Below are 23,390 nucleotides of genomic sequence, written 5' to 3'. Positions count from 1 at the left end.
TATCCCTGGTTGACCACTCATTGTGACTGCTTAAAAGCCTTCGAGTACGATTTTGCCCACCGCGTTATGGCTCTCGAGATGCTCATGAGCCCGCTTCAGATTCGTGGCATTGATCCTGCCGTAGTGATTTCCTAACGTGGTCTTGATCACGCCATCATCAATCAGCTGTGACATGGTGCTCAGCAGGTCATGCTGTTTCTGCATATCCCAGGTGTTGAACATTGACCGGGTATACATGAACTCCCAATGCAGTGATAGTGACTTTCTTTTTAACTTCAATATGTCGATATTGGATTGTGGATCATCAATCAGTGCCAGTTTGCCCTGAGGAGCAAGTACTTCAACCAGTTGGTCAAAATGCTGGTCTGTGTGGGTCAGGCTGATCACGTGACTGACATCACTGATACCGATGGCTTCGAGTTGTGGCTGTAGTGGTTTCGAATGATCGATCACGTGGTCTGCGCCCAGATCACTCACCCATGCCTGACTTTCCGGGCGAGAGGCAGTGCCAATCACGGTAGCACTGGTCAGCTTTGCTGCCAGTTGAGTCAGGATGGAGCCAACACCACCGGCAGCACCAATGATCAGAATGCGTGGTTTGGGCATGCCGGACGTTTTCTCAGCCACCTGGCTGTCGTTGCCAGCGAACAGTGGAGAGAAGTCAAGACGATCAAACAGCAGTTCCCAGGCGGTGATTGTGGTCAGTGGCATGGCCGCCGCTTCGGCATTGGAAAGTGACTTGGGCTTCAAGCCGGTAATGCGTTCATCCACTAACTGGTACTCTGCATTTGACCCCTGCCGGGTAAGGTCGCCAGCGTACCAGACTTCATCGCCCACATTAAAGAGTTCAACCTGATCACCGATGGCTACCACTTCTCCGACTGCATCCCATCCCAGCACTTTGTACTGTCCATCTTCAGAGCCGACATTAGCTCTAATTTTAGTGTCCACCGGGTTTACGGATATGGCTTTCACTTTGACCATTAGATCCCGGTTCGAAACCTGCGGCATTGGCAGGTCAATATCCATTAAGGCGTCTTGTTGATCAATAGTTTTGGGTTGCAGGTAACCGATAGCTTTCATCTCAACGCTCCGTTTATCTTGACTGTTCATGTTCAGCGAATGGATGTTGGTATTATTGGTGAAAGCCGTTGTGTTATAAACGCGGTAATTCTTGAAACATATTCAAAATATTTTTGATAATGAATACAGACGACCTGGCTCTTTTTGTTCATACCGCTGACAGTGGCAGTATCACCCGTGCAGCCGAGCAGCTTGATATCACCACAGCAACCGCCAGTGCTGCATTGAAAAGACTGGAAAAACAGTTGAAGGTTCAACTGTTGATTCGTTCAACTAGACAGTTGCGGTTGACGGCGGAAGGGGAGCGATTTCTTACCTATTGCCGGGAGGCCCTGCAAAGCCTGGAAGCTGGTCGGGCATCCATCCATGCACTGTCAGGCAAAGTTGCCGGTGAGCTGAGGGTTTCAGCCCCTTCAGATCTGGGTCGTAACCTCTTGCTGGAGTGGATGGATGAAATCATGGATTCTCATCCTGATCTGTCCATTAACCTCCTGTTAGGCGATTCATTGACGGATTTCTACCTGGATCGTGTTGATCTGGTAATTCGCTATGGCGAACTGAAAGATTCTTCCATGGTAGCTTTTACACTGGCTACCATCGACCGGGTTCTCTGTGCATCACCGGCTTACCTGGCCGCATTCGGTATGCCGGAGATGCCTGATGATCTGCAAAAACATAACTGTCTGTTGTTTCAGATGAATAACCGGTTGGATGATGTCTGGGAGTTGACGTCTAAAGCCGACCAGGAACGTATCAGAATACCCGTTTCCGGAAACCGGTCCGCCAATGACAGCGATATTGTGCGTCGCTGGTGCCTCGCCGGTAAAGGGATTGCCTGCAAATCCCGGTTGGATATGGCGCGTGACCTCAGGGCTGGGAGGCTGGTGGTATTATTGCCAGATTATCAGACACCCAGGATCACTTTGAACTTGATTTGCCCGGGACGGCAGCAGATTACGCCAGCGGTATTACTGCTGCGTGACCTGCTCAGGGAAAAATTTATGCAGCTGCTGGGAGAGTAGGTCGAACAGAGTTTCATATCAATGGTGGATTTTTCGTTATATTTGCTGATTAATGTCAGTTATCTGTTGTTTAATTTCTGACTTAAGTCATTTATTCGGTGTCAATATCTGCTGATGTGTTATTTGGTAGGGTTATTTTATGTTTATTAAGTCTTGCGCTCTCTACCCATTGCCGGTAGCGGTAGATGTGATTACATTTTGAGCAAAACAATCGTCTCATTTCTTACTAATAGTCTGATGAAACAATAAAAACAGTCTTTCTATCAGTTACGGGCGATGTACTCAGGATCAGTCCTGATCTCTGAGTTGTTAAGCAACACTTATCTTTGTTAGCCCTGAAGCCTGAGCGGTTTCAGGGAAGTACATTTTTAATTTCTCTGACCTATCCATTGAGGTGGGCAGTGGCTCTTTGGTTTTCAGTTTGGTGAGATTGGGGTAATGAAACAACAGGGGTTTTTCCAGGTACTGTTTGTCATCGTGGTGCTGACGGCTTGTGGCCAGCTGACCAATACGATTTATGTACCGACCATGTCTCAGATGGCGGCGGACTTCGGGGTAGTGCCAGGGACAGTTCAGGCGGCAATTGCCCTCTACCTGATTCCTTATGGGATTTCACAGTTTTTGTATGGCCCTTTGTCGGATCGTTTTGGCCGTAAGCCGTTAATGTTAATTGGTCTGGTGATTTTTATTGCTGGCTCGCTGATTGGCAGCTTTGCCCATAGCTTTGAAATGCTGCTGCTGGCCAGTTTTGTTCAGGGAATGGGAACCGGCGTTGGTGGAGTGATGGCGCGTACGGTCATGCGTGACCTATACAGCGGGCTTCACTTGCAAAGGGCTAACAGCTACATCAGCATGGCGCTGATTTTTACACCGCTTATGGCACCTATGCTGGGTGGGTTTCTGGGTACAGCTTTTGGCTGGCAGGCCAGTTTCTGGTTTCTGACGGGCTTCGGTGTACTGGTCTGGCTTCTGGTGCTAGGGCGTTTTGGTGAGACCCATAAAAATGTTGGTAAACGGTCTATGGGGGCACTGGCCAGTTATCGTTATGTTCTGAGTAATGTGCAGTTCAATGGTTTTATGATCTCACTGGTGGCCACCTTTGCCGGTATTGCGGTATTTGAAGCCGCTGCGGGTGTGCTGTTTGGTGAACTGATGGGGCTTGATCCACGAGTGATCAGTGTTCTGTTTGTGATTCCGATCCCTGGTTACCTGTTTGGTTCCTGGCTGGCGGGACAGATGGCAAAGAAACACAGTCTGGAAAGCATCATTGGTCGAGGTGTGGTGATGTTGGTTATTGGCTCGGGCAGTATGCTGGTGGCAGGTCTGATGGGGTATCTGAATGCTTGGGTGATTCTGGTGCCGGCAACACTCTATTTCCTTGGGTCAGGGCTGCTGTTTCCTACCGCAACGACTGCTGCACTTGAGCCATTCCCGGAAAATGCCGGTGTAGCTGGTGCGGTGCTTGGTGGTATGCAAAACCTGGGCGGTGGTCTGGTAACGCTGGTGGCAGCCAGTATCCCTATGGCCAGTCAGGTGCCGGTAGCCGCTATTCTCTGTGTATTGACCTTGCTGGTGGTTATGACCGTGCGTATTCTACTGGCACCTGCTGCTGGTCGTGCAACGGTTTAGATTATGTATCAATAAAAAAAGGCTGCATTGAATGCAGCCTTTTTTGTTTGCTTACTTACCGAAAAGCACAGGGCTCTGATTTACAGAGCCTTGATGGCTTCCAGCTGTTCTTCCAGTTTGGTTTTCGCCGTTTGGGCATCAATCAGCTTTGCCTTCTCTTTTTCAACCACGTCTGCCGGCGCCTTGCTGATAAACTTCTCGTTATTCAGCTTGCCTTCGAAGATAGACACTTCTTTGGTCAGTCGAGCGATCTCCTTGTTGAGTCGAGCGGCTTCCTTATTCTTATCGATCAGGCCTGCCATTGGCACCAGAACTTCCATGGAACCAACCAGTTGAGTGGTGGCCATAGGGGCTTCCTCGCCTGCGGCCAGAACCTGAATGGTTTCAAGCTTGGCCAGGGATTTCAGGAATGTCTGGTTTTCGTTCAGGCGCGCTTCATCAGCCGCAGAGGTATTACGCAGCAATACATTCAATGGCTTGCCTGGACCGATATTCAGTTCGGCGCGGATATTACGGATGCCGGTAATGAATGATTTTAACCATTCAATATCCTGTTCTGCTTTTTCATCAATCCGCGATGTGTCGGCAACTGGATAACTCTGCAGCATCAGGGTGTCACCTTCCACACCAGCACTGACCTTGATGTTCTGCCAGATCTCTTCGGTGATGTACGGCATGAATGGGTGAGCCAGTCGAGTTATGGTTTCCAGTACTCTCACCAGGGTTCGGCGGGTGCCACGCTTACGTTCTGCTGGTGCACTCTCATCCCAGAGAACAGGCTTGGACAGCTCCAGATACCACGCACAGTATTCATTCCAGATGAAGTCATAGAGGTTCTGGGAAGCATGATCCAGTCTGAATTCTGAGAGGTTCTTGGCTATCTGTGTTTCAAGGCGCTGCAGGCGAGAGACGATCCAGCGGTCTGCCAGTGTCAGTTCAACAGGCTCATCGTTTGTGCCACAGTCTTGATCGTCTGTGTTCATTTTTACATAGTTAGCGGCATTCCAGACCTTGTTACAGAAGTTCCGGTACCCTTCCAGACGATTCATATCCCAGTTAATGTCTCGGCCGGTGGAAGCCAGAGAGTAAAGGGTGAAACGCAGTGCATCGGTACCGTGGGCTGCAATACCTTCAGGGAAGGTGTTACGGGTACGTTTCTCAATTTTTGCGGCCAGCTGGGGTTGCATCATGTTGCCGCAGCGTTTCTCAACCAGTGACTCCAGGTCAATACCGTCAATCATATCCAGAGGGTCAAGGACGTTACCCTTGGATTTGGACATCTTGTCACCATGCTCATCACGGATCAGGCCGGTCACGTATACGTGCTTAAATGGTACCTGTGGCTTGCCGTCTTCATCTTTCATGAAGTGCATGGTCATCATGATCATCCGGGCTACCCAGAAGAAGATGATGTCAAAACCGGTGACCAGCACATCGGTAGGGTGGAAGGTGTTCAGACGGTCGGTCTGCTCTGGCCAGCCCAGGGTACCAAAAGTCCAGAGTGCAGAGGAGAACCAGGTGTCGAGAACGTCATCGTCCTGCCTTAATACCACGGGAGCGGGGATGTTGTTTTTCTCCCGAACCTCTTCTTCAGTACGGCCTACGTAGACGTTGCCTTTATCATCGTACCAGGCAGGGATACGGTGTCCCCACCAGAGTTGACGGGAGATGCACCAGTCCTGAATATCGCGCATCCATGAGAAGTACATGTTCTCATACTGCTTGGGTACGAACTGAATACGCCCATCTTCTACTGCTTCGATAGCCGGCTTGGCCAGCGGTGCAGCACGGACAAACCACTGGTCTGTCAGCAGAGGCTCAATAACCACGCCGGAACGGTCACCATAGGGCACCATCAGGGTGTGGTCATCGATTTTTTCCAGCAGGCCAAGAGCATCCAGATCGGCAACAATCTGCTTACGAGCTGCGAAACGCTCCATGCCCCGGTAAGCTTCAGGAATCGAGGTGTCGATAGATTGATTCAAGGTGCCGTCGATATTGTAGGCTTCACCCTGCTGGCGGATATCACCGTTCAGAGTCATGATATTGATCATGGGCAGGTTGCAGCGCTTGCCGACTTCATTGTCATTAAAGTCGTGTGCCGGGGTGATTTTTACGCAGCCGGTGCCTTTTTCCATGTCGGCGTGATCGTCGGCAACAATCGGGATTCGACGGTTAACCAGGGGCAGAATAACCTCTTTTCCGATCAGGGCTTTGTAACGCTCATCTTCCGGGTTAACAGCCACACCGGTATCACCCAGCATGGTTTCCGGACGGGTGGTGGCAACCACTATGTAATCTTTGCCTTCTGCGGTTTTCTCGCCATCCGCCAGTGGATAGCGGAGATGCCACATGTTGCCTTTAACTTCTTTGTTCTCTACTTCAAGGTCTGAGATGGCAGTGTGCAGTTTTGGATCCCAGTTAACCAAACGCTTGCCGCGATAGATCAAATCGTCTTCATACAAGCGTACAAATACTTCCTGAACTGCGGCATAGAAGCCTTTGTCCATCGTAAAGCGTTCTGTGTCCCAATCAACAGAGGCACCCAGACGACGAAGCTGGCGGGTGATGGTGCCACCGGACTCTTCTTTCCACTCCCAGATTTTGTCGGTGAACGCTTCACGGCCGTAGTCATGACGGGTTTTGCCTTCTTCTGCCAGAATCTTGCGCTCAACCACCATTTGGGTCGCGATACCCGCGTGATCAGTACCTACTTGCCATAAAGTGTTACAGCCTTTCATCCGGTGGTAGCGGGTCAGGGCGTCCATAATGGAATCTTGAAAAGCATGACCCATGTGCAGGCTGCCGGTGACGTTGGGAGGCGGAATCATGATTGAGTAGGGCTTACTTTCGCCGCGCTTGTCAGAAGCTGGCGCGAAATAGCCTTTCTCTTCCCAATTTTGATACAGCGTGCGTTCGATGGCTTGGGGGTTGAACGTCTTTTCCATAACTGCTTTTCCAGTAGAGGTTCCAAAGCATGTCCTGAAGAGCAGGGAGTCTCTGGGTTTGGATAAACGAGTGATTATACACTCTGGGGCTGATTCAGGAAGCACCCTGCATTGCTGACAACTGGATTTTTTGGCCGTTACTCTCTCATTAAAAACAAGGTGTGGTTTTACTCTTTACGTTTCAATGAAAGATTTCTTCGGGAGCATTTTCTAGTAGGGAACTAATAAAAGGTAGGAAAGTCTGTTACTTGATGTAATAGAGGTTCTTTTTTAATGAATGTAGGCAGAGTATTTATATCTAATTTCGTTGATGAGGTTGTGGCAAGTTTTTCCGGTATTGAAAGCATAGCTCAGCGCTCTTATCAGTCTGCTTTTAGCAGAGCGCAATCCTTGGATTCTGTATGTAAAATGACGCCAGATGAATGTGCTAAAGATTTGACTCAAAGAAATATCTCTATTTTTAATGATAGAGGACATTTATTTTTAAATCGCGTAGCGCCGGTCATTGATGATGCATGCCACGCACTTGATACAACGGTTTGTTACGAAACCGCGAATTATCTGTATGGAAAGTTAGCTGACAAGTCGCAAGAGAAACGTCAAATTCATTTTTATAATGACAGCCTGGGTAAATTGCTTTTGATGTTTGATGCTGTTGATGGGGCTGACGGGGAAAACAGGGTTTTCAAGTGTGGGCTATGTGCATTACGGGAAGGAGTGGCTGAGGATAAGAAAATTGGTATCCTTCATGAATTTATAGTAGTCAAGTGTGATGGATTGTTCCATTTGTATCAGTCAATGGCTGATTACTACACACTTAGAGATTTTATCAAAGAGGAAACTTTTTTTCTTGATGGTGTCAGACCATTTCAAAAAAAGATGGATGTGCTACGTGCACAAATCAAACTAGGTGAGAGTTCCAGAGATTTGGCAATAAAAGCTGCTAATTTAAATGGCGAGGGCACTGACTTGGATTATATTTATTCTTATGGTTTTTGGGGGGATCGGGCAATTGAACACGATGCACTTTTGAAAGCACTTTTGGATGAGTATGCTTTACGCGAAAATCAGGAGTTAACACTTAGAAGAAAGAATATAAAAAGTGCATTTCAGATCAAAAAGGGGAGCAGTTCTGTTCAATTTAAAGAAAGAGTACTATTTCCACTTTTCATGGCATGTCAGAATATCGATGATGGGTGTTTTATCAGCTTGTTTGGGGTTGATCGAGCCTCCTTGGCTTTAGAGCGCCGACACGAGGTTTTTTTGGAGGTTGCTTCCTCTCCTATTCATCTCCAAGAATAGTATCAGGGTAAACTCCATTATTCGGTGTTATCTTCTACTGCGATAACGCAGACATGTTATGAACTTCCGGCTCAATTCCGGCTTGTCGATAGGCGCGGAACTTATCTCGGGAAATTGCTTTCTGGTCTGGATTCTGAACCACTACTTCACAGACGCGGGAAAAATCTTTGAAGAAGGTTGGAATCTCGGGGCTGAGGTTTATCAGGAGGCGCCTTTGCTCCAGATGCGGCTTATCAAATCCAAGGGTAATGGGGGATTGTTTTGCGAGTGCGCAACTTTCAGGAGTGCTGTTCTGAGTGTCTGAAACGATCCCGTGAGGCAAAAAGCTGTCTTCCCTCCAAGACCAGAGCAGTTGGTCCATGGATTTACAGCTACTTTCATCAAAGGTGTGGATATGCATGGGCATCCCACCGCGCCATGCTTTGTCGATCAGGCGACAGGCAAATTGCTCGGCATTCTGCCCCTGACTGTCTAATAGATAAAAAGTAACTCTGGTCATTCAGGAATAATAACTCAAGTGAAGCAAACAAGCAGGCCTTGAGAGAACTCAATCAAGGCCTGTTTTCGGAATGGTTACTGATACTACTACTTAGATTTTATTCAGCAGATACTGAACCAGCATCGGTACCGGACGGCCAGTTGCGCCTTTATCTTTTCCAGATTTCCACGCGGTTCCGGCAATATCCAGATGAGCCCACGGATAGGCCTCGGCAAATTTTGCCAGGAAACAGGCCGCTGTGATGGTTCCGGCTCCCGGACCGCCAATATTGGCCATATCCGCAAAATTGCTGTCCAGTTGTTGCGCGTATTCTTCACCCATTGGCAATTGCCAGGCTCGGTCCATGGCTTCTTTAGAAGCGCTCAGAAGCTCTTCAGTCAGCGGTTCGTTGTTACTGAGCAGGCCGGTTGTGTGATGACCAAGGGCAACGATACAGGCTCCGGTCAGAGTTGCAATATCGATAACTGCTTCGGGCTTGTAACGCTCGGCGTAAGTCAAAGCGTCACACAGAACCAGCCGGCCCTCGGCATCAGTATTCAGAATCTCAATGGTTTTGCCGGACATGGAGGTAACAATGTCACCCGGACGTGATGCCTTGCCGCTGGGCATATTCTCTGCTGCAGCCACCATACCAATAACATTGATTGGAAGGTCCAGTTCAATAATGGCATTCATGACACCGAAAACACTGGCGGCACCACACATATCAAACTTCATTTCATCCATAGCTGCGCCAGGCTTTAGAGAAATACCACCGGTATCGAAAGTGATGCCTTTACCCAGAAGTATCAGCGGTTTGGCTCCACGCTTACCGTTTTTGAACTCCATGCAGATCAGCCGGGCTTCCTGTTCAGAGCCTGCGCTGACGGAAAGCAGGGAGCTCATGCCAAGATCAGTCATCTGCTTTTCATTCAGAACCTTGGTGGTCAGCTTGGCATGCTTTTTAGCAAGGGCTTTCGCTTCGTCAGCAAGATAGGTTGGGTGGCAGATGTTACCAGGGAGATTACCCAGCGTTCTGGCTACATTCCGACCATTACCAATGGCCTGCCCATGGGCCAGACCGGATTTAACGTCTTCAGCATTTTTTCGGTCAGCCAGTAGAACGACTTTCTTAAGGCTCGGGCCTTTACCGGTGTCGTTTTTAAACTGGGTGAATTCATAGAAAGCATATTCAATGGCTTCTACCAGCTGTCTGGTGATCCACTGAAGTGACTTACCTTCTACAGACAGGTCTTCCAGGGCAATGGTGGTCTCTTTGGATTTTGCTGTTTTGAGCTGGCTGGTGAGGTTCCCAGTCAGTTTTTTGAACTCGGCTTCGGTGAGAGGCTTGTTACTTTCACCCATGGCCAGTAGCAGGAGGCGTTCAAATGGTGCATGGTGAGTATGCAGTAGCATCAGTGAGTGACCGGGTTTAAAGTCCAGATCACCCCGCTTCAGTACTGCACTCAGATACCCTTCGGTCAATGAGTCTATGGCAGTGGCAGAAGCAGGCAGGTTCTTTTTGTGGACACCAATAACAAGACAGGCTGTTTTCTGTTTTTCAGCGGCGCCGCTCTTAACAACAAATTCCATCGTCTCTCCAAGGGGACAAGTTATCCGATTTTATGGATAATAATATGGTTGAGCCATTTCAACCAGACGCTCTGGCACCAGAACGTGGAAAAGAAACAGATTAATTGTATGTTTATTCTACGACTCTGTCAGATATACCCGTCGCCTTTGAAGTTGCTACTTTAGTTGGCTGCATTCGCTCACCCCGGTCACTTAGTATTTCTAAGCTCCCGGGGATTCGCTCATTTGCCGCTGCGTAACAACTCCAAATCCTTTGGGTATAGCCGGAGACTGCTGTTGTAAAAAGCGCCGTTATATTGCGGCGCTTGACGTATAATTGTCCGACTTAATTATTGCGAACTTCACCAAGGCATGCCTTTAATAATATTTCGTTACCTGTCCCGACAGATGCTGCAGGTCATGCTCGCTGTCACATCGGTTGTCCTTCTCATCATCATGAGCGGCCGCTTTGTGAACTATCTGGCCCAGGCGGCGACCGGAACGCTGAAAGCGGATTTTCTCTTTGCCATCATGGGCTACCGGATTCCGGAATTCCTGGTGATGATTCTGCCACTGGGCCTGTTTCTGGGTATTATTCTCGCCTATGGGCGGCTGTATGTTGATAACGAGATGACAGTGCTCAGTGCCTGTGGCTTAAACCGCAATCAACTATTGGCCATGACCATGATTCCTGCCATCGGTGTTATGTTACTGGTGGGGTTATTAAGTCTTGTGGTTGCACCTCTTGGTATCCAGAAGGTTGAACGAATCTTTGCTGAGCAGAACTCACTTACCGAGTTCGATACATTGGTTTCAGGCCGTTTTCAGAAGTTTGGCTGGCAGCGCGTAACCTATGCGGAAGAGTTGACCGATGATCACCAGCAGATGAATAAGGTGTTTATTGCCAACCGAAATGTGAATAGCAGCAATATGGGCTCCATGACACTGCTGATGGCTGAAACTGCACGGATTGAGGCCAATGCTGGAGAAGATGGGCAGCGATACCTGATACTGGAGGATGGCTATCGTTATGATCTGACTCCCGGAATTTTACCCCTTAGAGAAATTGAGTTTGAGAATTATGGTCTACGTATGGAAGAGCGGAACTCCAGAAAAGAGATCAGTAAAGAGCAGGCTCTACCAACAGAAAAACTCTTGGCTTCCGATAAGCTGGGGTATCGTGCCGAACTTCAGTGGCGTATCTCCCTGCCATTATTAATACCGATTGTTGTTTTGCTGGCATTGCCGCTTTCTCAGGTCAATCCAAGACAGGGGCGCTATGTAAAGCTGCTTCCCGGCATTTTACTTTATCTGCTTTATCTTGCCCTGCTTATGAGTGGTCGTGGGGCCATTGAAGATGGCCGTTTGCCACCTGACATTGGCTTATGGCCGATTCACAGCCTGTTTCTGTTGATTGCCTTGATGATGTATTTATTTGAGCCGGGCAAACTCTGGCTGTCGCGCCGGAGGGCTGGTCATGCGTAAGTTGGATAATTACATATCCCGGAACGTCCTGGGGGCAACGGTTGTTGTCTTGCTGATCCTGGTATTTCTGGAAGCGCTGTTTTCATTTCTTGGGCAGTTAGATGATGTCAGAGGTAATTATCAGTCGCTGGATGCGTTGATTTATACCTTGCTGATGATTCCTAAAAAACTCTATGAGTTGATACCGGTCTCTTCGCTGGTGGGCTGTTTGGTAGGACTGGGCTCCATGGCATCCAACAGTGAACTGGTGGTCATGAGAGCTGCCGGTGTTTCGCTCTGGCGTATATTGGGTGCCGTGATGAAACCAGCGTTGGTCATGGTCCTTGCTGGATTGTTGCTTGGTGAATATCTGGCGCCCATGACGGAGCAGGTTGCAGAAACCAGAAAGGCGATTGCCCGTTCTTCCGATGGTACATACACAGGAGAAGGCTTCTGGCACCGCGAAGGCAGCGAGTTCATGTACTTCAATGCAGTTGAACCTAATGGTGTGCTCTATGGCGTCAGTCGCTATGTTTTTGACGACGATATGACGCTTCAGGAGAGTTCGTTTGCAAAACGCGGTATATATCAGGGGAACCACTGGCTGCTGGAAAATGTGACCACAATCCGGCGGGAGAATGAAAAGTTTATCACTGAAGAAAGTCTTGTTGAGCCTTGGGATACCAGCCTGACAACGACCCTGTTAAAAGTCGTTGTGGTTAAGCCGGAAGCTTTGCCCATCTCCGGGCTGCTTACCTACACACAGTATCTGGCAGCCCAGGGACTGGATGCTGGAGAGTATGATCTGGCTCTGTGGACAAAACTGCTTCAGCCTCTTTCCATACTGTCGCTGGTTATTGTGGGGATTTCTTTTGTGTTTGGCCCTTTGCGCTCGGTCAGTATGGGGCTGAGGATTTTTTCTGGTGTGATTACTGGCATCGTGTTCATGATTGTTCAGAATCTGATGGGGCCATCGAGTCTGGTGTTTGGGTTTCCGCCGATGCTTTCTGTTTTAATCCCTATCCTGATATGTCTGCTGGCGGGTGCTGTTTTATTGAGGCGAGCGGCCTGACCTCGATATATTTTTGATCAAGTAATAAAAGATGACGACACCTGATGTACATATTTACTGACAGGTGTCGTCTCTGAATCACATGTCTTTGTATGGGTACTTGAACTGGCTCTTTACTGGGCGTTGTGGAGCTCGTGTCACTGGGCAGTATAGTCTGCACTCTTCAAGTTGGTTTAAGCGATCAAAGGGGGCAGATTGGCCAGTTATACGACGGAAGACGTCCGTCAGCTGAGATAAAAAATATTCAAATCGTTGGGTGTTCATACTAAAGTCTCCCTTTTTTATACTGCCTGCTGAAAACCTGTTTGCAATGAATAGCCCAATAAATACTGCTCGATATATAGGTGTGCGTGGATCGCTACGACTCCATTCTAATGCTGTATAGGTAAAAATACCAATAAAGCTTTCGGTCTTTTCCTATTTGGTTTTGGGTTTTCTTGTTGATGGTGGGGGGAAGTCGCTATCAGTTTTTCTACATCAGAGTCTACAACAAAGCGTCAATAGACCCTGGGATACAGCGATTTAATAGTTGGGATAGTCAGTTTTTCTTTGCAGTTTTTTCCAGAAGGATGACTCTGGATGATGATGCCAGATCCTGCCAGCTTCGCTTTTTCTGATCAACGAGAGCCCAAAGAAGTCCTGCTCCAGCGAGAGATAATGAGGGAATAGCCACTAAAAAGCGGATAATGCTTTGCCACGGAGTGATCAAATGATTTTCCCTGTCCACAATTTTGATTCGCCACGCCTGCATGCCAAGTGTCTGCCCGGACCGGGTCCAGAAAAAGCCAAAAAAACCATACATGATGACCAGTAATGCTGTGTAGAAAAAAGGTCCCCCGAGGTTATAGCCTTGCTCTGTCATCGCTTTCAATTGCTCGTCACCAAAAATCTGGAGCTGGATGAAGAGATTGAGAAACCCCGCCATGAATAAAAGAGCCAGAATTAATAGAGAGTCGTACAACATAGCCGCAGCTCTTCTCCATATGGGAGCTGGGTTGAGATTAGAGGCTTCCATCGATCTCTTGCCTTGTTATTTAACCAGGCCGGATAGTCTAACAGTATTTTTTTTTTACGCCCATATCTGCCGATCTTGGCGCTTACTTATACCGAAAGGCTGCAATACTATCTTGACTTTTTGAACAAGCAAGAGAGTGTGATTGTTAGTACATATAGCCTTTGCTTTTATGACGTTGATATTTTTTACTCAATTTGTGTAACTTGTAGCAGTTGTGTTTTTTAAATCCCTGCTTGACTGTAGAACCAAACAGAATTTTTACATTGATGGTTATCAGCATAGATACTAACTATAGGACATAAAGGCGATGACTTCTCATTTCGCATTTATGCCCCTTAGGGTATTGTCTTTCTGTTCAGCTCACACTACTTCTAGTGGGTTTAGAAAATTTAATTGATGTTAATTCAATTTATCAGGTTTCAGAGCCCTCGAGAGCAGAGTGTTTTTCAAATTTTCGGACATAAATAATCTGGAATGGAACAAATTTACGTGTCAGTTGTCATATAAGTGCTATTAATTATTGGAGCCGATATTTATTTGTTGTTTGAATTTTTTATTTATAGCTTTTTTAAATTTAAGTATATATTTCATCATTGAATGATGAAGTGTCTGAAAACAATAAAATACTTGTCGGGGTTTGTAATGAGGCAGGATTGTAATATTCGTAACTTCTCATTTTTTAGTGTTTTTTTTCTTGTTTTTTTATCCATTGATGCCTTTTCCGATATTCATGAGGATGCTGTATCAGAGTCACCCCCTTATATAAATGATCAGCTGACAGATGATTTCCTGTATGACGATGATGACGAAGACTATTTTGACGAAGATTATCTGGATGAAGATGATGAATCTGAAGGGGATGATCTGAAAGCGGATGCACAAAATACAGAAAGTAATTACTACAAAGATTTAGTTCACTCTAAAGCTCAGGATACCCCATCATTACTCATGAATTTCCTTGATAGTAGTAATTATCTATTTAATGACATGGTGATGGAACCTCTGATCATTCCGTTTTCCAAGTTTACAGGAGAGTATCAGGATGTTTTTAATCATCACATTATAGATCCGGTTCGCCGTGGGGAGCATTACATGAGATATATGGACAGTGTAATGCTGGGAACCTTTGATAATATGCTTAATGAGGATACAGGTACAACAAACTGGCCTTATGCCATTGCAGGGGTGCCTTATGGCTGGGCTGTAAAAAATGTTGTTTCTGATTTTAAGCTGGGGTCTGAAGTAAGAAGCCCGGGAATTATAGACAGTAAATATCATAACCATCCTGTCCTGGTGGAACGTCTCGGTGCAGAGTCTGGTGAAGTTGGAAAAAAGATGTCAGGGACTCACAAAAATGAGCTTGTTGTCATTGATGTCGTTAAACCATTCATGCCCAGATTTGAACTGTGGGATGAAGAAAACTCATTATTCTCATCCCTTTATAATTTTTATTATGCAACCAAAGAATTGGTTACCGATGTTCATAATATTATAGAGTTTGAGGATACCAGTTATTTCAAAAGAACTGGCCGGTATGAAGAAGCAGATCGAACTTTTCTCTTTCACTGGAATAAAACAATATCAAAGCGCAGCGCATTCAGAAGTGGTCAGATTGTAAGAGTTGACAGGAAAGGCTACTTTTCAATGGGACCAGTACCTTTGGCCTGGAATTATTGTGAAGTGTTGCTGCATGAAGGTGGAACCAGAGATATTGAGGTTATTGAGGAGGAAGATGAAACCGAAATTTATTATGAACACCCTGAAACTTATGAATGGGGTACCCGGGGCGACAAAATGATTCCCAGAGAGCGTACCAGGACGGTTCGAAAAAAAGTGGTGAAACAAGTTCCGAACACTACAATATTCCGGGTTTATACCGAAAATCTCTGTCAGGCCGCAGAGGCATCGGTTCGCTCCAAGAGTGAGGTGATTACCTATACAACACGGCGGTCATTTTCCTGGATGGTACCAGGGCTGGCATTTCTAGGAGCACCTTCCGTATCTTATCTACTGATGAGGCAGCTTGGTATCAGTAACTATTTCCCCCTGACAGCCAGTCTTATGGCCGGTGTTTTTCTGACGTCCTGGATTTTTCCATCAATGTGGGTTCCTGAGATTGAAGATACTATGCACAGTATTAAGTTTCCTCCACCGGATGAATTTTAGGGCTTGTTGACGTTTCGTTGCGAGCTCAGCGGATCAGGATCGTGCCTCGTCATAGGAGCGCCCTGATCCGCTGCACTATTTGTTGATATCAGTTGTTTGCTCCTGGCAACTGATATCAAAGGTCTCTGGCTTTACATCAGGAATCCGGTGCTATAGCGGGATAGTGATAATTTTTGAAGTCTTCGGTCGATATTTACCCAAGGGCGTTCTCACGTAGCCGTGAGGTCGGTTCATCTCATCAGTGCTCAGGGAAGACGAATGACACAGATTCCTGATGTAAATTATTAAACGCTGCATGAGTGTTTGTGGATTAACCACGGAATGTAGCCTGCACTTTGGCTGGTGTAATCCATGGGTGGCTGTTACATGTTTAATTGAGAACGCTGCTGGGGATTGATCACCCTGTGCAGTAAAGGCTTTTGCTCTTTTCAGGCTATCTTAAATTATCTACCTATGGACTTGAGATTGTTGAGATTAATCTCTCAGAGGGCTTTGCATGATATGGCTACAGCTAATCATTGTTCTGGTATTTATTTTCCTGGGAGCCCGGCTGGGCAGTATTGGTATTGGTTTCGCCGGTGCTGTGGGTGTCGTTGTGCTGACGCTGGGACTTGGTCTGAGCCCTGGCACCATTCCGGTAGATGTTATCTTGATTATTATGTCTGTGATTGGTGCGGTGGCTGCAATGCAGGTTGCAGGGGGGCTTGACTATCTCGTGCATATTGCAGACAAGCTGCTCAGAAAACGGCCGCAACATGTCACCTTTCTTGCTCCGGCAATCACTTACTGTATGACTCTACTGGCGGGTACAGGCCATACTGCTTATTCAACATTGCCTGTTATTGCTGCTGTTGCCCGTGAAAATGGTGTTCGTCCATCACGTCCACTGAGTATTTCAGTGATCGCTTCTCAGGTAGCGATCACTGCTTCTCCGGTTTCAGCCGCCGTGGTCGTGTTCAGTGGTTTACTGGAACCGTTTGGTGTTGACTATCTGGATCTGCTCTTTATCTGCATTCCCACGACATTTATCGCCGTTATGCTGACGTCGATAGTGTGTAATTATCTGGGTAGTGATCTCAATCAGGATGATGTCTATCTTCAGCGGTTATCTGAAGGCCTGATTAAACCCAGAGAAACTGTTCAGACGTCAATAAAATCAGGCGCTAAAGCATCAGTACTGATTTTTGGGTTAAGCATTCTGGCAGTGGTGATTTATGCAACGCTAGTCAGTGATAAAGTGGGGATTATCAAAGATCCGGTATTATCCCGGGATAGTGCCATCATCGCTTTTATGTTGAGTGCGGCCTGTTTAATCACCATTGTGACCGATATTGATACTAACCATATTCTCAATGCCCAGACGTTCAAGTCGGGAATGAGTGCCTGTATTTGTGTTCTTGGAGTTGCATGGTTGGGCAATACGTTTGTGGGAGAACACATCGAGAGTATTCAGGAGCTTGCCGGGGACATTCTGGATGAATATCCCTGGTTGCTGGCTTTAGCGCTTTTTTTTGCCTCAATGCTACTGTATTCCCAGGCTGCGACCACTCGCGCCCTGATGCCGGCAGCACTGGCTATTGTTGACCCGGTGACTGCTATTGCATCATTTGCTGCTGTCAGTGCGCTTTTTGTCCTGCCGACTTATCCTACACTGCTGGCTGCCGTTGAAATGGATGAAACAGGCTCCACTCGAATTGGTAAGCTGGTATTCAATCATCCTTTCTTTATTCCAGGAGTTATCTGTATTTCATTATGTGTAGTTTTTGGGTTTCTGCTTGCGCCCCTTATTGTTTAATCAGGGTTCTATAGTCTCAAAGTAGCCGATAGTCACTGTTAAACTGGCAGTTCATCTGGAAAATAATTTTCTCAACGGCGCAGCAGAAATCAAAGTGTGCATGAATCAGAGTACTGTCGTTTACTTGGCTGGTTTCACAGATTATTTTACAAGGGTCGGTTTCAATTTTATGAGCCAGAAATTTCAGTTTTTGAAAGTGCTCCATCCCTTCTTTTAAGTCTGCTGTCCTGATATCCATATCAACTCTGGTGTCGTTTAGGTTGGTTACACTGGTCACGGCTGGAACTCCATTAGTAATGTTTATTTGTTGAAGCGACCCTGCTTGAGTTAGCCTCTAATAGGGGCTGTCTTGAATATACCGGTATCTACTGATTAAAAAATGGATATGGATCAATAAATGCCGAAAGTTAACATCGGGTAACACGTATTGTGTTGCTAGAAGGTAAGTCATTGTTATTAGACAAAAGCTGATCAGGGGAAATGTTTATGCTGAATCTTGAGAGTTCAGTTCTGGTGGTTGTTGATGTTCAGGGAAAACTGGCAACCCTGATGCATGAGCATGAATCACTGTTTCATAATATTGTGACTATGGTGAAAGGGGCGAAGCTGCTGAATATACCAATTCTCTGGTTGGAACAGATCCCGGAAAAACTGGGTAACACTATTTCTGAGCTGACCAGTGAATTATCTGGTTGCAGTCCTGTAAGAAAATCATCTTTCAGTGCCTGTGGTGAGCCTGATTTTGTTTCAGCACTTGAAAAAACGGGAAGTAGACAGGTTTTGTTAACTGGAATAGAAGCGCATATTTGTGTCTATCAGACGGCTATGGACCTTCTGGCAGGAGGCTATGAAGTTGAAGTGCTGGTAGATGCCGTATCATCAAGAACCATGCAGAGTAAAGAGGTGGCTCTGGATAAAATGTCTGCTTTGGGAGCAGATCTGACCACCGTTGAAATGGCGCTTTTTGAGTTGATGAAATCTGCGGAAGCTCCGCAGTTTCGTGAAATTGCCAAACTGATTAAATGATTCAGGCGCGTACCTCAAACTTATGAGCTACGCACAGGGAGGCTATGTTCTATCAGCCTCCTGGGTATTCTGAATCAGAAAATAAGGTGAGCAATAGCCGCAATAACAGGCAGTGTGACCAGTGTTCTGAGAATAAAGATAATAAACAACTCAAACAAGGTGACCGGGATCTTGCTCCCCAGTAGCAGTGCGCCCACTTCAGACAGGTAAATCAGCTGAGTCAGTGATAATGCGGCAATAACAAACCGGGTCATGTCGTTGTCAATGGATGCCGCCAGAATAGAAGGCACAAACATATCGGTGAAACCAACCATCATAGTGGTGGATGCAGCCTGAGCCTCGGGAATCTGCAACCATTCCAGTAATGGCAGGAATGGCATTCCCAGGTACTGGAACACAGGGGTGTACTCAGCAATCACCAGAGCAATGGTTCCTATTCCCATCACCACGGGCAGTACTCCAAACACCATATCAATGGCATTCTTGCCGCCATCCTGAATAACTTTCATTGGGCTGGTTATTTTTGCTGCTTTATCCAGTGCCTGTTCCAGACCCCATGCAAAAGCACTTATATTTTCAGGAATGATTTCATCATCATTACTGCGTACTTTACCGCAGATAAAAACATCTTTTTTTCTGGAAAGAGGAGGGAGCTTGGGGACAATAAACGCGGCCACCAGACCGGCAAAGCAAACCGTCAGGTAGAACTGGGTAAACATATGGTCCAGGCCAACCTGGGCAATAACCACCAACGAGAAAGTAATAGATACAACAGAAAATGTGGTACCGATAACAGCCGCTTCACGTTGGGTGTAATAAGAGGTTTCATACTGCTTGCTGGTCATCAGAATACCGACACTGCCATCACCCAGCCATGAGGCAATGCAGTCGATGGCCGAGCGGCCTGGCAGATTGAAAACCGGGCGCATGATCCGGGTCATCAGAGTACCCAGCAGTTCCAGCAAACCAAAATTCATTAACAGAGGAAGTAACAGCCCGGCAAAAATAAAGACCGAGAAAAGGGTGGGCATCAGGTCATTCAAGACCATGCCACCAGTTGCACCAGACCATACGGCTTCAGGACCAACTTCAAAGTAACTGAATATGACAAAGACCATCCCGGCAACTCTTACCAGGCACCACAGCGGTGTGATATCAAATAGAGAAGTGAGAAAAGGCCGTTTTATGATCGACTGGGGCTGGAATACCTTAGTGATGATGGTCATCAAACCGGTAAACGTCACGATAATAGTGATAATAGCGGTCAGCTGCTCTTTCAGAAGTGCTTTTAACCCACCGGCCAGCAATGCTACAGGAATGGTAAATTCACCACCAAGACTGACCGGAGTGACAAATAACAACAGCCCGATCAGGGATGGGATTAAAAAGGTTAACCAGTTACTAAGGCTGGTTTGTTTCTTTCTTACGGCTGTAAACTGCTTCATAACAAGCCTTGGGCTCCTCAAACTCAGCCATGCATAAAAGTATGATTCAAAAAATTCAAATTTCCTGTCCGGTTAATGAAAGAGTCAGGAAATGTCGGTAATTATCTATCGATATCGGTAAAAAGCGCAGTCAGGTTGTCTGACAGCTATTGATTAAATTTTGTTTAGATTGATTATGCATTATTTCTCAATAAATATTAACTTTCCAGCAGGGAAAAGACGTATCTGGTTGATTTGTTATTAAATTTTCTAAACTGGGTTGGCTGAATATTAATAGGCAAAAATTATTGTGATTGCTGGTAACGTCGGCTTCAACAGTTATTGAAGCCGATTCAGCCTCTGCTAAACCGGCTTGAAAATTTATGCAGCGATGGGGTTATTGGTTGAGCATTTATGCATATAGCCTTTGGATAAGGTGAAAACCAGAATAACTTGCAATGCCAGACTGCCGATAAGCACAAGCGGGCTTGCGGTCAAGCCGGCAATCAGAAAACTGATCAGGGCAATACCACCATTGAGTAATGCGTAGGGTAGCTGAGTTCTGAAGTGGGCGAATTGATCAGAGCCTGAGCCTGTGGATGAGAGAATAGTGGTTTCGGATACCGGTGAACAGTGATCTCCGAACAGTCCTCCAGAGAGTACAGCACCAATACAAACATACAGAGGTGCATCAATTGCCAGTGCGGTGGGAATAACCAGAGGCATCATAATCGCAAAGGTTCCCCATGATGAGCCTGTGGCAAAAGAGATGATCGCAGCAAGTAAGAATGCCACCGCAGGTACCAGCCAGTAGGGAAAGCCAGCCTGTGCCTGTTCGGCAATATAAGCAGCTGCACCTAACTCTTTACCCACAGAACTTAAGGTCCAGGCCAGTATCAAAATAATGGCTACTGACATCATTTTGCTCATGCCATTCAGGTATGTATTGATGCCATCGTTCAGACTGCGGACACCATTGTAAGCCATCATGGATATCAATGTGATTGCGGCAAAGAAATAAGCGCTGGACAGTGCAGCACGGAATGAAGAACCTGCCACTTTCTGAAACGGAAAGCCCTGTGGTATCAGCATACTCAACAGTACGGTTGCCATGACCAGCAGGGGAAGCCAGACAAAAGAAGCTTTGGCATTTTTGTGGGTAAATGGCTTGAGCATATCTTCATCGAATAGCCCGGTATTTTCGCCTGCCTGTGCCCTGGCTTCTGCATCAGCCATCGGGCCGAAGTCCAGTTTTTTAAAGGCAATCAGAGGGACAACGGCAATGGCCAAAAAGGCATAGAACTGAAATGGAATTGCCCTGATAAACGCTTCCCAGTCCGATATGGTCACCCCCAGGTTGGTAAATTCCTTCTGGATCAAACTCATGATGTAAACCCCCCAGCCAATGAATGGAATCAGAATTGCCACTGGTGAGGAGGTAGAGTCGATTATGAAGGCCAGTTTCTGACGGGAAAGTTTCAGCTTATCAAATAAAGGGCGAAAAACTGGACCAACGATCAATGGAGTGCCGAGGTCTGAGAAGAAGATAACAATGCCACCCAACCATGCTGCTATTTGAGCCCTGAATCTGGAACTTATCCAATGGGTCACAGTCTGGGCAAAAGCCTGGCCACCACCTGACTTTTCCATCAGGGCGACAAAGCCTCCAATAAAGACCAGTAATACCAGCACTCCGGCGTTATAACTATCCGTCAGCTGTGGCACCAGATAGCCTTTTACCAGAACACCAAAAGTATCCAGAGGCTGGAAAAAACCATTGATCATGAACACGCCGGTAAGAACGCCCGTGAATAGACCAATGACCACGTTTCGGGTGACCAGTGACAAAACCAGTGTGATGAAGATGGGGATTAATGAGGTAATGTCTGGTTGTGTCACTGAAAAACTCCATGGGATGCATAAATATCTATTTTTATGCATTTTATTTATTTTTTTATCGATGTAAATCAATTGTTTTTCAATTATTTGTGAATATTTATGCTTTTAGTGTCGAAGGGAGGATATGTCTATAACTGGGGAAATGGAAAAAACGTCAATCAATTGCAGGGGATAAAAGAAAGGACAAACTGCCAGCTGAAGGCTTCAGTCAGCAGTTTCTATTTTACAGGGGTTAACCTCGATAATAACGCTGTTCAATAAATGGCATTTTGCTGACCGTCATTGGCAGCTTTTTACCCCGGACCAGGGCATACACTTCTGTACCCAGTGTCGCATAATTGGCATTGATCAGTGCCATAGCAACCGGAGATTCAACGGAAGGACCAAAAGTTCCAGATGTCACCCGGCCAATACTCTGTCCTTGCTCATCAACCAGGTCAGCGCCTTCACGAACTGGTGCTCTGCTGCTTCCAATAAGACCGATACGTTTGGTTTCAACCTGCTTGGTTTCAATTTGCTTCAGAATCATCTCTGCCCCGGGGAAGCCACCAGCACGCTCACCGTCATGACGACGATTTTTACTGATTGCCCAGATCAGGCTCGCTTCAACTGGCGTTGTATTTACATCGATATCGTGGCCATAGAGGCATAGGCCAGACTCCAGACGAAGGGAGTCTCTGGCGCCTAGGCCGATGAGCTCAACTTCCGGGTGGTCGAGCAGCAGTCGGGTGATACGTTCAGCCTCTTTCTCCGGGATAGATATTTCAAAACCATCTTCCCCAGTGTAACCGGAACGGCTGATAAAGCAGGGCACGCCATCAATGGAGAGTTGTCGTGAGTCCATAAAGACCATATCCGCGACCTCTGGAATCAGTCTGTGCATGACATCTACTGCCATAGGACCCTGAATGGCAATAAGTGCACGATCGTTTAATCGTTCAAGTGTCACGCCATCCGGCAGATGGGCTTGCAGGTGCTGAATATCCTGCTCTTTGCAGGCCGCATTGACCACCAGGTAAAGGCAGTCATCGTAGCGAGTGACCATCAGGTCATCGAGAATGCCGCCGGCTTCATTGGTAAACAGAGCGTAACGCTGCTTTCCAACAGGAAGGTCAACAATATCAACCGGCACCAGTGATTCTAGAAAGTGGTCTGCTCCATCACCGGAAAGTGTCAACTGCCCCATATGAGAAACATCAAAAACACCGGCTTTATTTCGGGTGTGAAGGTGCTCAGTTTTGACACCTGATGGGTATTGCACAGGCATCTCATAACCGGCAAAAGGCACCATTTTGGCACCCTGAGCCAGATGAAGGTTGTATAAAGGTGTTTTTTTAAGGCTTTCAGCAGACGCTTCAGACATCCGTCGTCTCCATTTCTCGAGAGAGCATATCCTCCAGAAGTCCGAGAAGGCTCTCAACTATTGTGTTTGAAGGCTAGTTGTTCTAATCGTTTTTTTTAGGCCATTTATCTGGCAATAAATTACACAGCAACA

17 protein-coding genes are annotated in these 23,390 nt (G+C 46.6%); 8 read left to right on the top strand and 9 right to left on the bottom strand.

Annotated elements, in window-relative coordinates; translation table 11 throughout:
- Nucleotides 1-30 precede the first annotated feature (30 nt).
- Complete coding sequence (locus GV64_RS15835) at nt 31-1,083, bottom strand: zinc-binding alcohol dehydrogenase family protein (RefSeq protein ID WP_020583970.1); 1,053 nt, start codon at nt 1,081-1,083, stop codon at nt 31-33.
- A 119-nt stretch (nt 1,084-1,202) separates the two neighbouring features.
- On the opposite strand from GV64_RS15835, the gene GV64_RS15830 reads away from it, so the two are divergent.
- Together GV64_RS15830 and emrD are read left to right on the top strand one after the other, a co-directional pair.
- The gene (locus GV64_RS15830) at nt 1,203-2,105 is read left to right on the top strand and encodes a LysR family transcriptional regulator (RefSeq protein ID WP_020583971.1); all 903 of its coding nucleotides are present in this window, start codon (nt 1,203-1,205) and stop codon (nt 2,103-2,105) included.
- Between the two features lie 438 nt (nt 2,106-2,543).
- Nucleotides 2,544-3,734, top strand: a complete 1,191-nt coding sequence (gene emrD, locus GV64_RS15825) for a multidrug efflux MFS transporter EmrD (protein ID WP_020583973.1) — start codon at nt 2,544-2,546, stop codon at nt 3,732-3,734.
- Nucleotides 3,735-3,814: 80 nt separating this feature from the next.
- Here the strand turns inward: emrD and GV64_RS15820 are convergent, their stop codons facing one another.
- Nucleotides 3,815-6,682: a valine--tRNA ligase gene (locus tag GV64_RS15820; protein WP_020583974.1), complete on the bottom strand. Its 2,868-nt coding sequence runs from the start codon at nt 6,680-6,682 to the stop codon at nt 3,815-3,817.
- 273 nt (nt 6,683-6,955) lie between these two features.
- Here GV64_RS15820 and GV64_RS15815 point away from each other — a divergent pair, with 273 nt between their 5' ends.
- Nucleotides 6,956-7,984 carry a hypothetical protein gene (locus GV64_RS15815; RefSeq protein WP_020583975.1) on the top strand — a complete coding sequence of 343 codons (1,029 nt, stop codon included), beginning with the start codon at nt 6,956-6,958 and terminating at the stop codon, nt 7,982-7,984.
- Between the two features lie 34 nt (nt 7,985-8,018).
- Here GV64_RS15815 and GV64_RS15810 read toward each other — a convergent pair whose 3' ends face one another.
- Nucleotides 8,019-8,483 carry a DNA polymerase III subunit chi gene (locus GV64_RS15810; RefSeq protein ID WP_020583976.1) on the bottom strand — a complete coding sequence of 155 codons (465 nt, stop codon included), beginning with the start codon at nt 8,481-8,483 and terminating at the stop codon, nt 8,019-8,021.
- A 90-nt stretch (nt 8,484-8,573) separates the two neighbouring features.
- Nucleotides 8,574-10,055, bottom strand: a complete 1,482-nt coding sequence (locus GV64_RS15805; RefSeq protein WP_020583977.1) for a leucyl aminopeptidase — start codon at nt 10,053-10,055, stop codon at nt 8,574-8,576.
- A gap of 351 nt (nt 10,056-10,406) precedes the next feature.
- On the opposite strand from GV64_RS15805, the gene lptF reads away from it, so the two are divergent.
- Together lptF and lptG are read left to right on the top strand one after the other, a co-directional pair.
- Nucleotides 10,407-11,519, top strand: a complete 1,113-nt coding sequence (gene lptF / locus GV64_RS15800; protein WP_033403431.1) for an LPS export ABC transporter permease LptF — start codon at nt 10,407-10,409, stop codon at nt 11,517-11,519.
- Nucleotides 11,512-12,570, top strand: coding sequence for an LPS export ABC transporter permease LptG (gene lptG, locus GV64_RS15795; protein WP_020583979.1), 1,059 nt, complete (start codon nt 11,512-11,514; stop codon nt 12,568-12,570). Before lptF ends, lptG begins: the two co-directional genes overlap by 8 nt.
- Nucleotides 12,571-13,108: 538 nt before the next feature.
- Here the strand turns inward: lptG and GV64_RS15790 are convergent.
- A complete protein-coding gene (locus GV64_RS15790; protein ID WP_020583980.1) occupies nt 13,109-13,585 on the bottom strand; it encodes an RDD family protein in 477 nt (158 codons plus the stop codon).
- A gap of 642 nt (nt 13,586-14,227) precedes the next feature.
- Between GV64_RS15790 and GV64_RS15785 the strand changes: the two genes are divergently transcribed.
- A complete protein-coding gene (locus GV64_RS15785; protein WP_020583981.1) occupies nt 14,228-15,751 on the top strand; it encodes a hypothetical protein in 1,524 nt (507 codons plus the stop codon).
- Nucleotides 15,752-16,247: 496 nt separating this feature from the next.
- Nucleotides 16,248-17,546: an anaerobic C4-dicarboxylate transporter gene (locus GV64_RS15780; RefSeq protein ID WP_020583982.1), complete on the top strand. Its 1,299-nt coding sequence runs from the start codon at nt 16,248-16,250 to the stop codon at nt 17,544-17,546.
- Nucleotides 17,547-17,562: 16 nt separating this feature from the next.
- Here GV64_RS15780 and GV64_RS15775 read toward each other — a convergent pair whose 3' ends face one another.
- Entirely contained in the window at nt 17,563-17,823 is a 261-nt protein-coding gene (locus GV64_RS15775; RefSeq protein ID WP_020583983.1) for a DUF406 family protein, read from the bottom strand.
- A 209-nt stretch (nt 17,824-18,032) separates the two neighbouring features.
- Here GV64_RS15775 and GV64_RS15770 point away from each other — a divergent pair, with 209 nt between their 5' ends.
- Nucleotides 18,033-18,572 carry a hydrolase gene (locus tag GV64_RS15770; RefSeq protein WP_020583984.1) on the top strand — a complete coding sequence of 180 codons (540 nt, stop codon included), beginning with the start codon at nt 18,033-18,035 and terminating at the stop codon, nt 18,570-18,572.
- A gap of 74 nt (nt 18,573-18,646) precedes the next feature.
- Here the strand turns inward: GV64_RS15770 and GV64_RS15765 are convergent, their stop codons facing one another.
- The 3 genes from GV64_RS15765 to gcvT all read right to left on the bottom strand — a co-directional run bounded on the left by GV64_RS15765 (nt 18,647) and on the right by gcvT (nt 23,258).
- On the bottom strand, nt 18,647-20,017 hold the full coding sequence (locus GV64_RS15765) for a YjiH family protein (RefSeq protein WP_020583985.1): 1,371 nt from the start codon (nt 20,015-20,017) through the stop codon (nt 18,647-18,649).
- 360 nt (nt 20,018-20,377) lie between these two features.
- Nucleotides 20,378-21,895: a Na+/H+ antiporter NhaC family protein gene (locus GV64_RS15760; protein ID WP_020583986.1), complete on the bottom strand. Its 1,518-nt coding sequence runs from the start codon at nt 21,893-21,895 to the stop codon at nt 20,378-20,380.
- 232 nt (nt 21,896-22,127) lie between these two features.
- Nucleotides 22,128-23,258, bottom strand: a complete 1,131-nt coding sequence (gene gcvT, locus GV64_RS15755; RefSeq protein WP_020583987.1) for a glycine cleavage system aminomethyltransferase GcvT — start codon at nt 23,256-23,258, stop codon at nt 22,128-22,130.
- Between the last annotated feature and the right edge of the window lie 132 nt (nt 23,259-23,390).

The organism is Endozoicomonas elysicola (genome assembly GCF_000710775.1).
Taxonomy (GTDB): domain Bacteria; phylum Pseudomonadota; class Gammaproteobacteria; order Pseudomonadales; family Endozoicomonadaceae; genus Endozoicomonas; species Endozoicomonas elysicola.
Note: the sequence above shows the minus strand (reverse complement) of the source record. Positions and strands in the feature narration are given on the sequence as shown.

Coding starts and splice junctions, on each gene's coding strand:
- GV64_RS15835 (WP_020583970.1), bottom strand. CDS start 1,083: ATGAAAGCTATCGGTTACCTGCAACCCAAAACTATTGATCAACAAGAC.
- GV64_RS15830 (WP_020583971.1), top strand. CDS start 1,203: ATGAATACAGACGACCTGGCTCTTTTTGTTCATACCGCTGACAGTGGC.
- emrD (WP_020583973.1), top strand. CDS start 2,544: ATGAAACAACAGGGGTTTTTCCAGGTACTGTTTGTCATCGTGGTGCTG.
- GV64_RS15820 (WP_020583974.1), bottom strand. CDS start 6,682: ATGGAAAAGACGTTCAACCCCCAAGCCATCGAACGCACGCTGTATCAA.
- GV64_RS15815 (WP_020583975.1), top strand. CDS start 6,956: ATGAATGTAGGCAGAGTATTTATATCTAATTTCGTTGATGAGGTTGTG.
- GV64_RS15810 (WP_020583976.1), bottom strand. CDS start 8,483: ATGACCAGAGTTACTTTTTATCTATTAGACAGTCAGGGGCAGAATGCC.
- GV64_RS15805 (WP_020583977.1), bottom strand. CDS start 10,055: ATGGAATTTGTTGTTAAGAGCGGCGCCGCTGAAAAACAGAAAACAGCC.
- lptF (WP_033403431.1), top strand. CDS start 10,407: ATGCCTTTAATAATATTTCGTTACCTGTCCCGACAGATGCTGCAGGTC.
- lptG (WP_020583979.1), top strand. CDS start 11,512: ATGCGTAAGTTGGATAATTACATATCCCGGAACGTCCTGGGGGCAACG.
- GV64_RS15790 (WP_020583980.1), bottom strand. CDS start 13,585: ATGGAAGCCTCTAATCTCAACCCAGCTCCCATATGGAGAAGAGCTGCG.
- GV64_RS15785 (WP_020583981.1), top strand. CDS start 14,228: ATGAGGCAGGATTGTAATATTCGTAACTTCTCATTTTTTAGTGTTTTT.
- GV64_RS15780 (WP_020583982.1), top strand. CDS start 16,248: ATGATATGGCTACAGCTAATCATTGTTCTGGTATTTATTTTCCTGGGA.
- GV64_RS15770 (WP_020583984.1), top strand. CDS start 18,033: ATGCTGAATCTTGAGAGTTCAGTTCTGGTGGTTGTTGATGTTCAGGGA.
- GV64_RS15765 (WP_020583985.1), bottom strand. CDS start 20,017: ATGAAGCAGTTTACAGCCGTAAGAAAGAAACAAACCAGCCTTAGTAAC.
- gcvT (WP_020583987.1), bottom strand. CDS start 23,258: ATGTCTGAAGCGTCTGCTGAAAGCCTTAAAAAAACACCTTTATACAAC.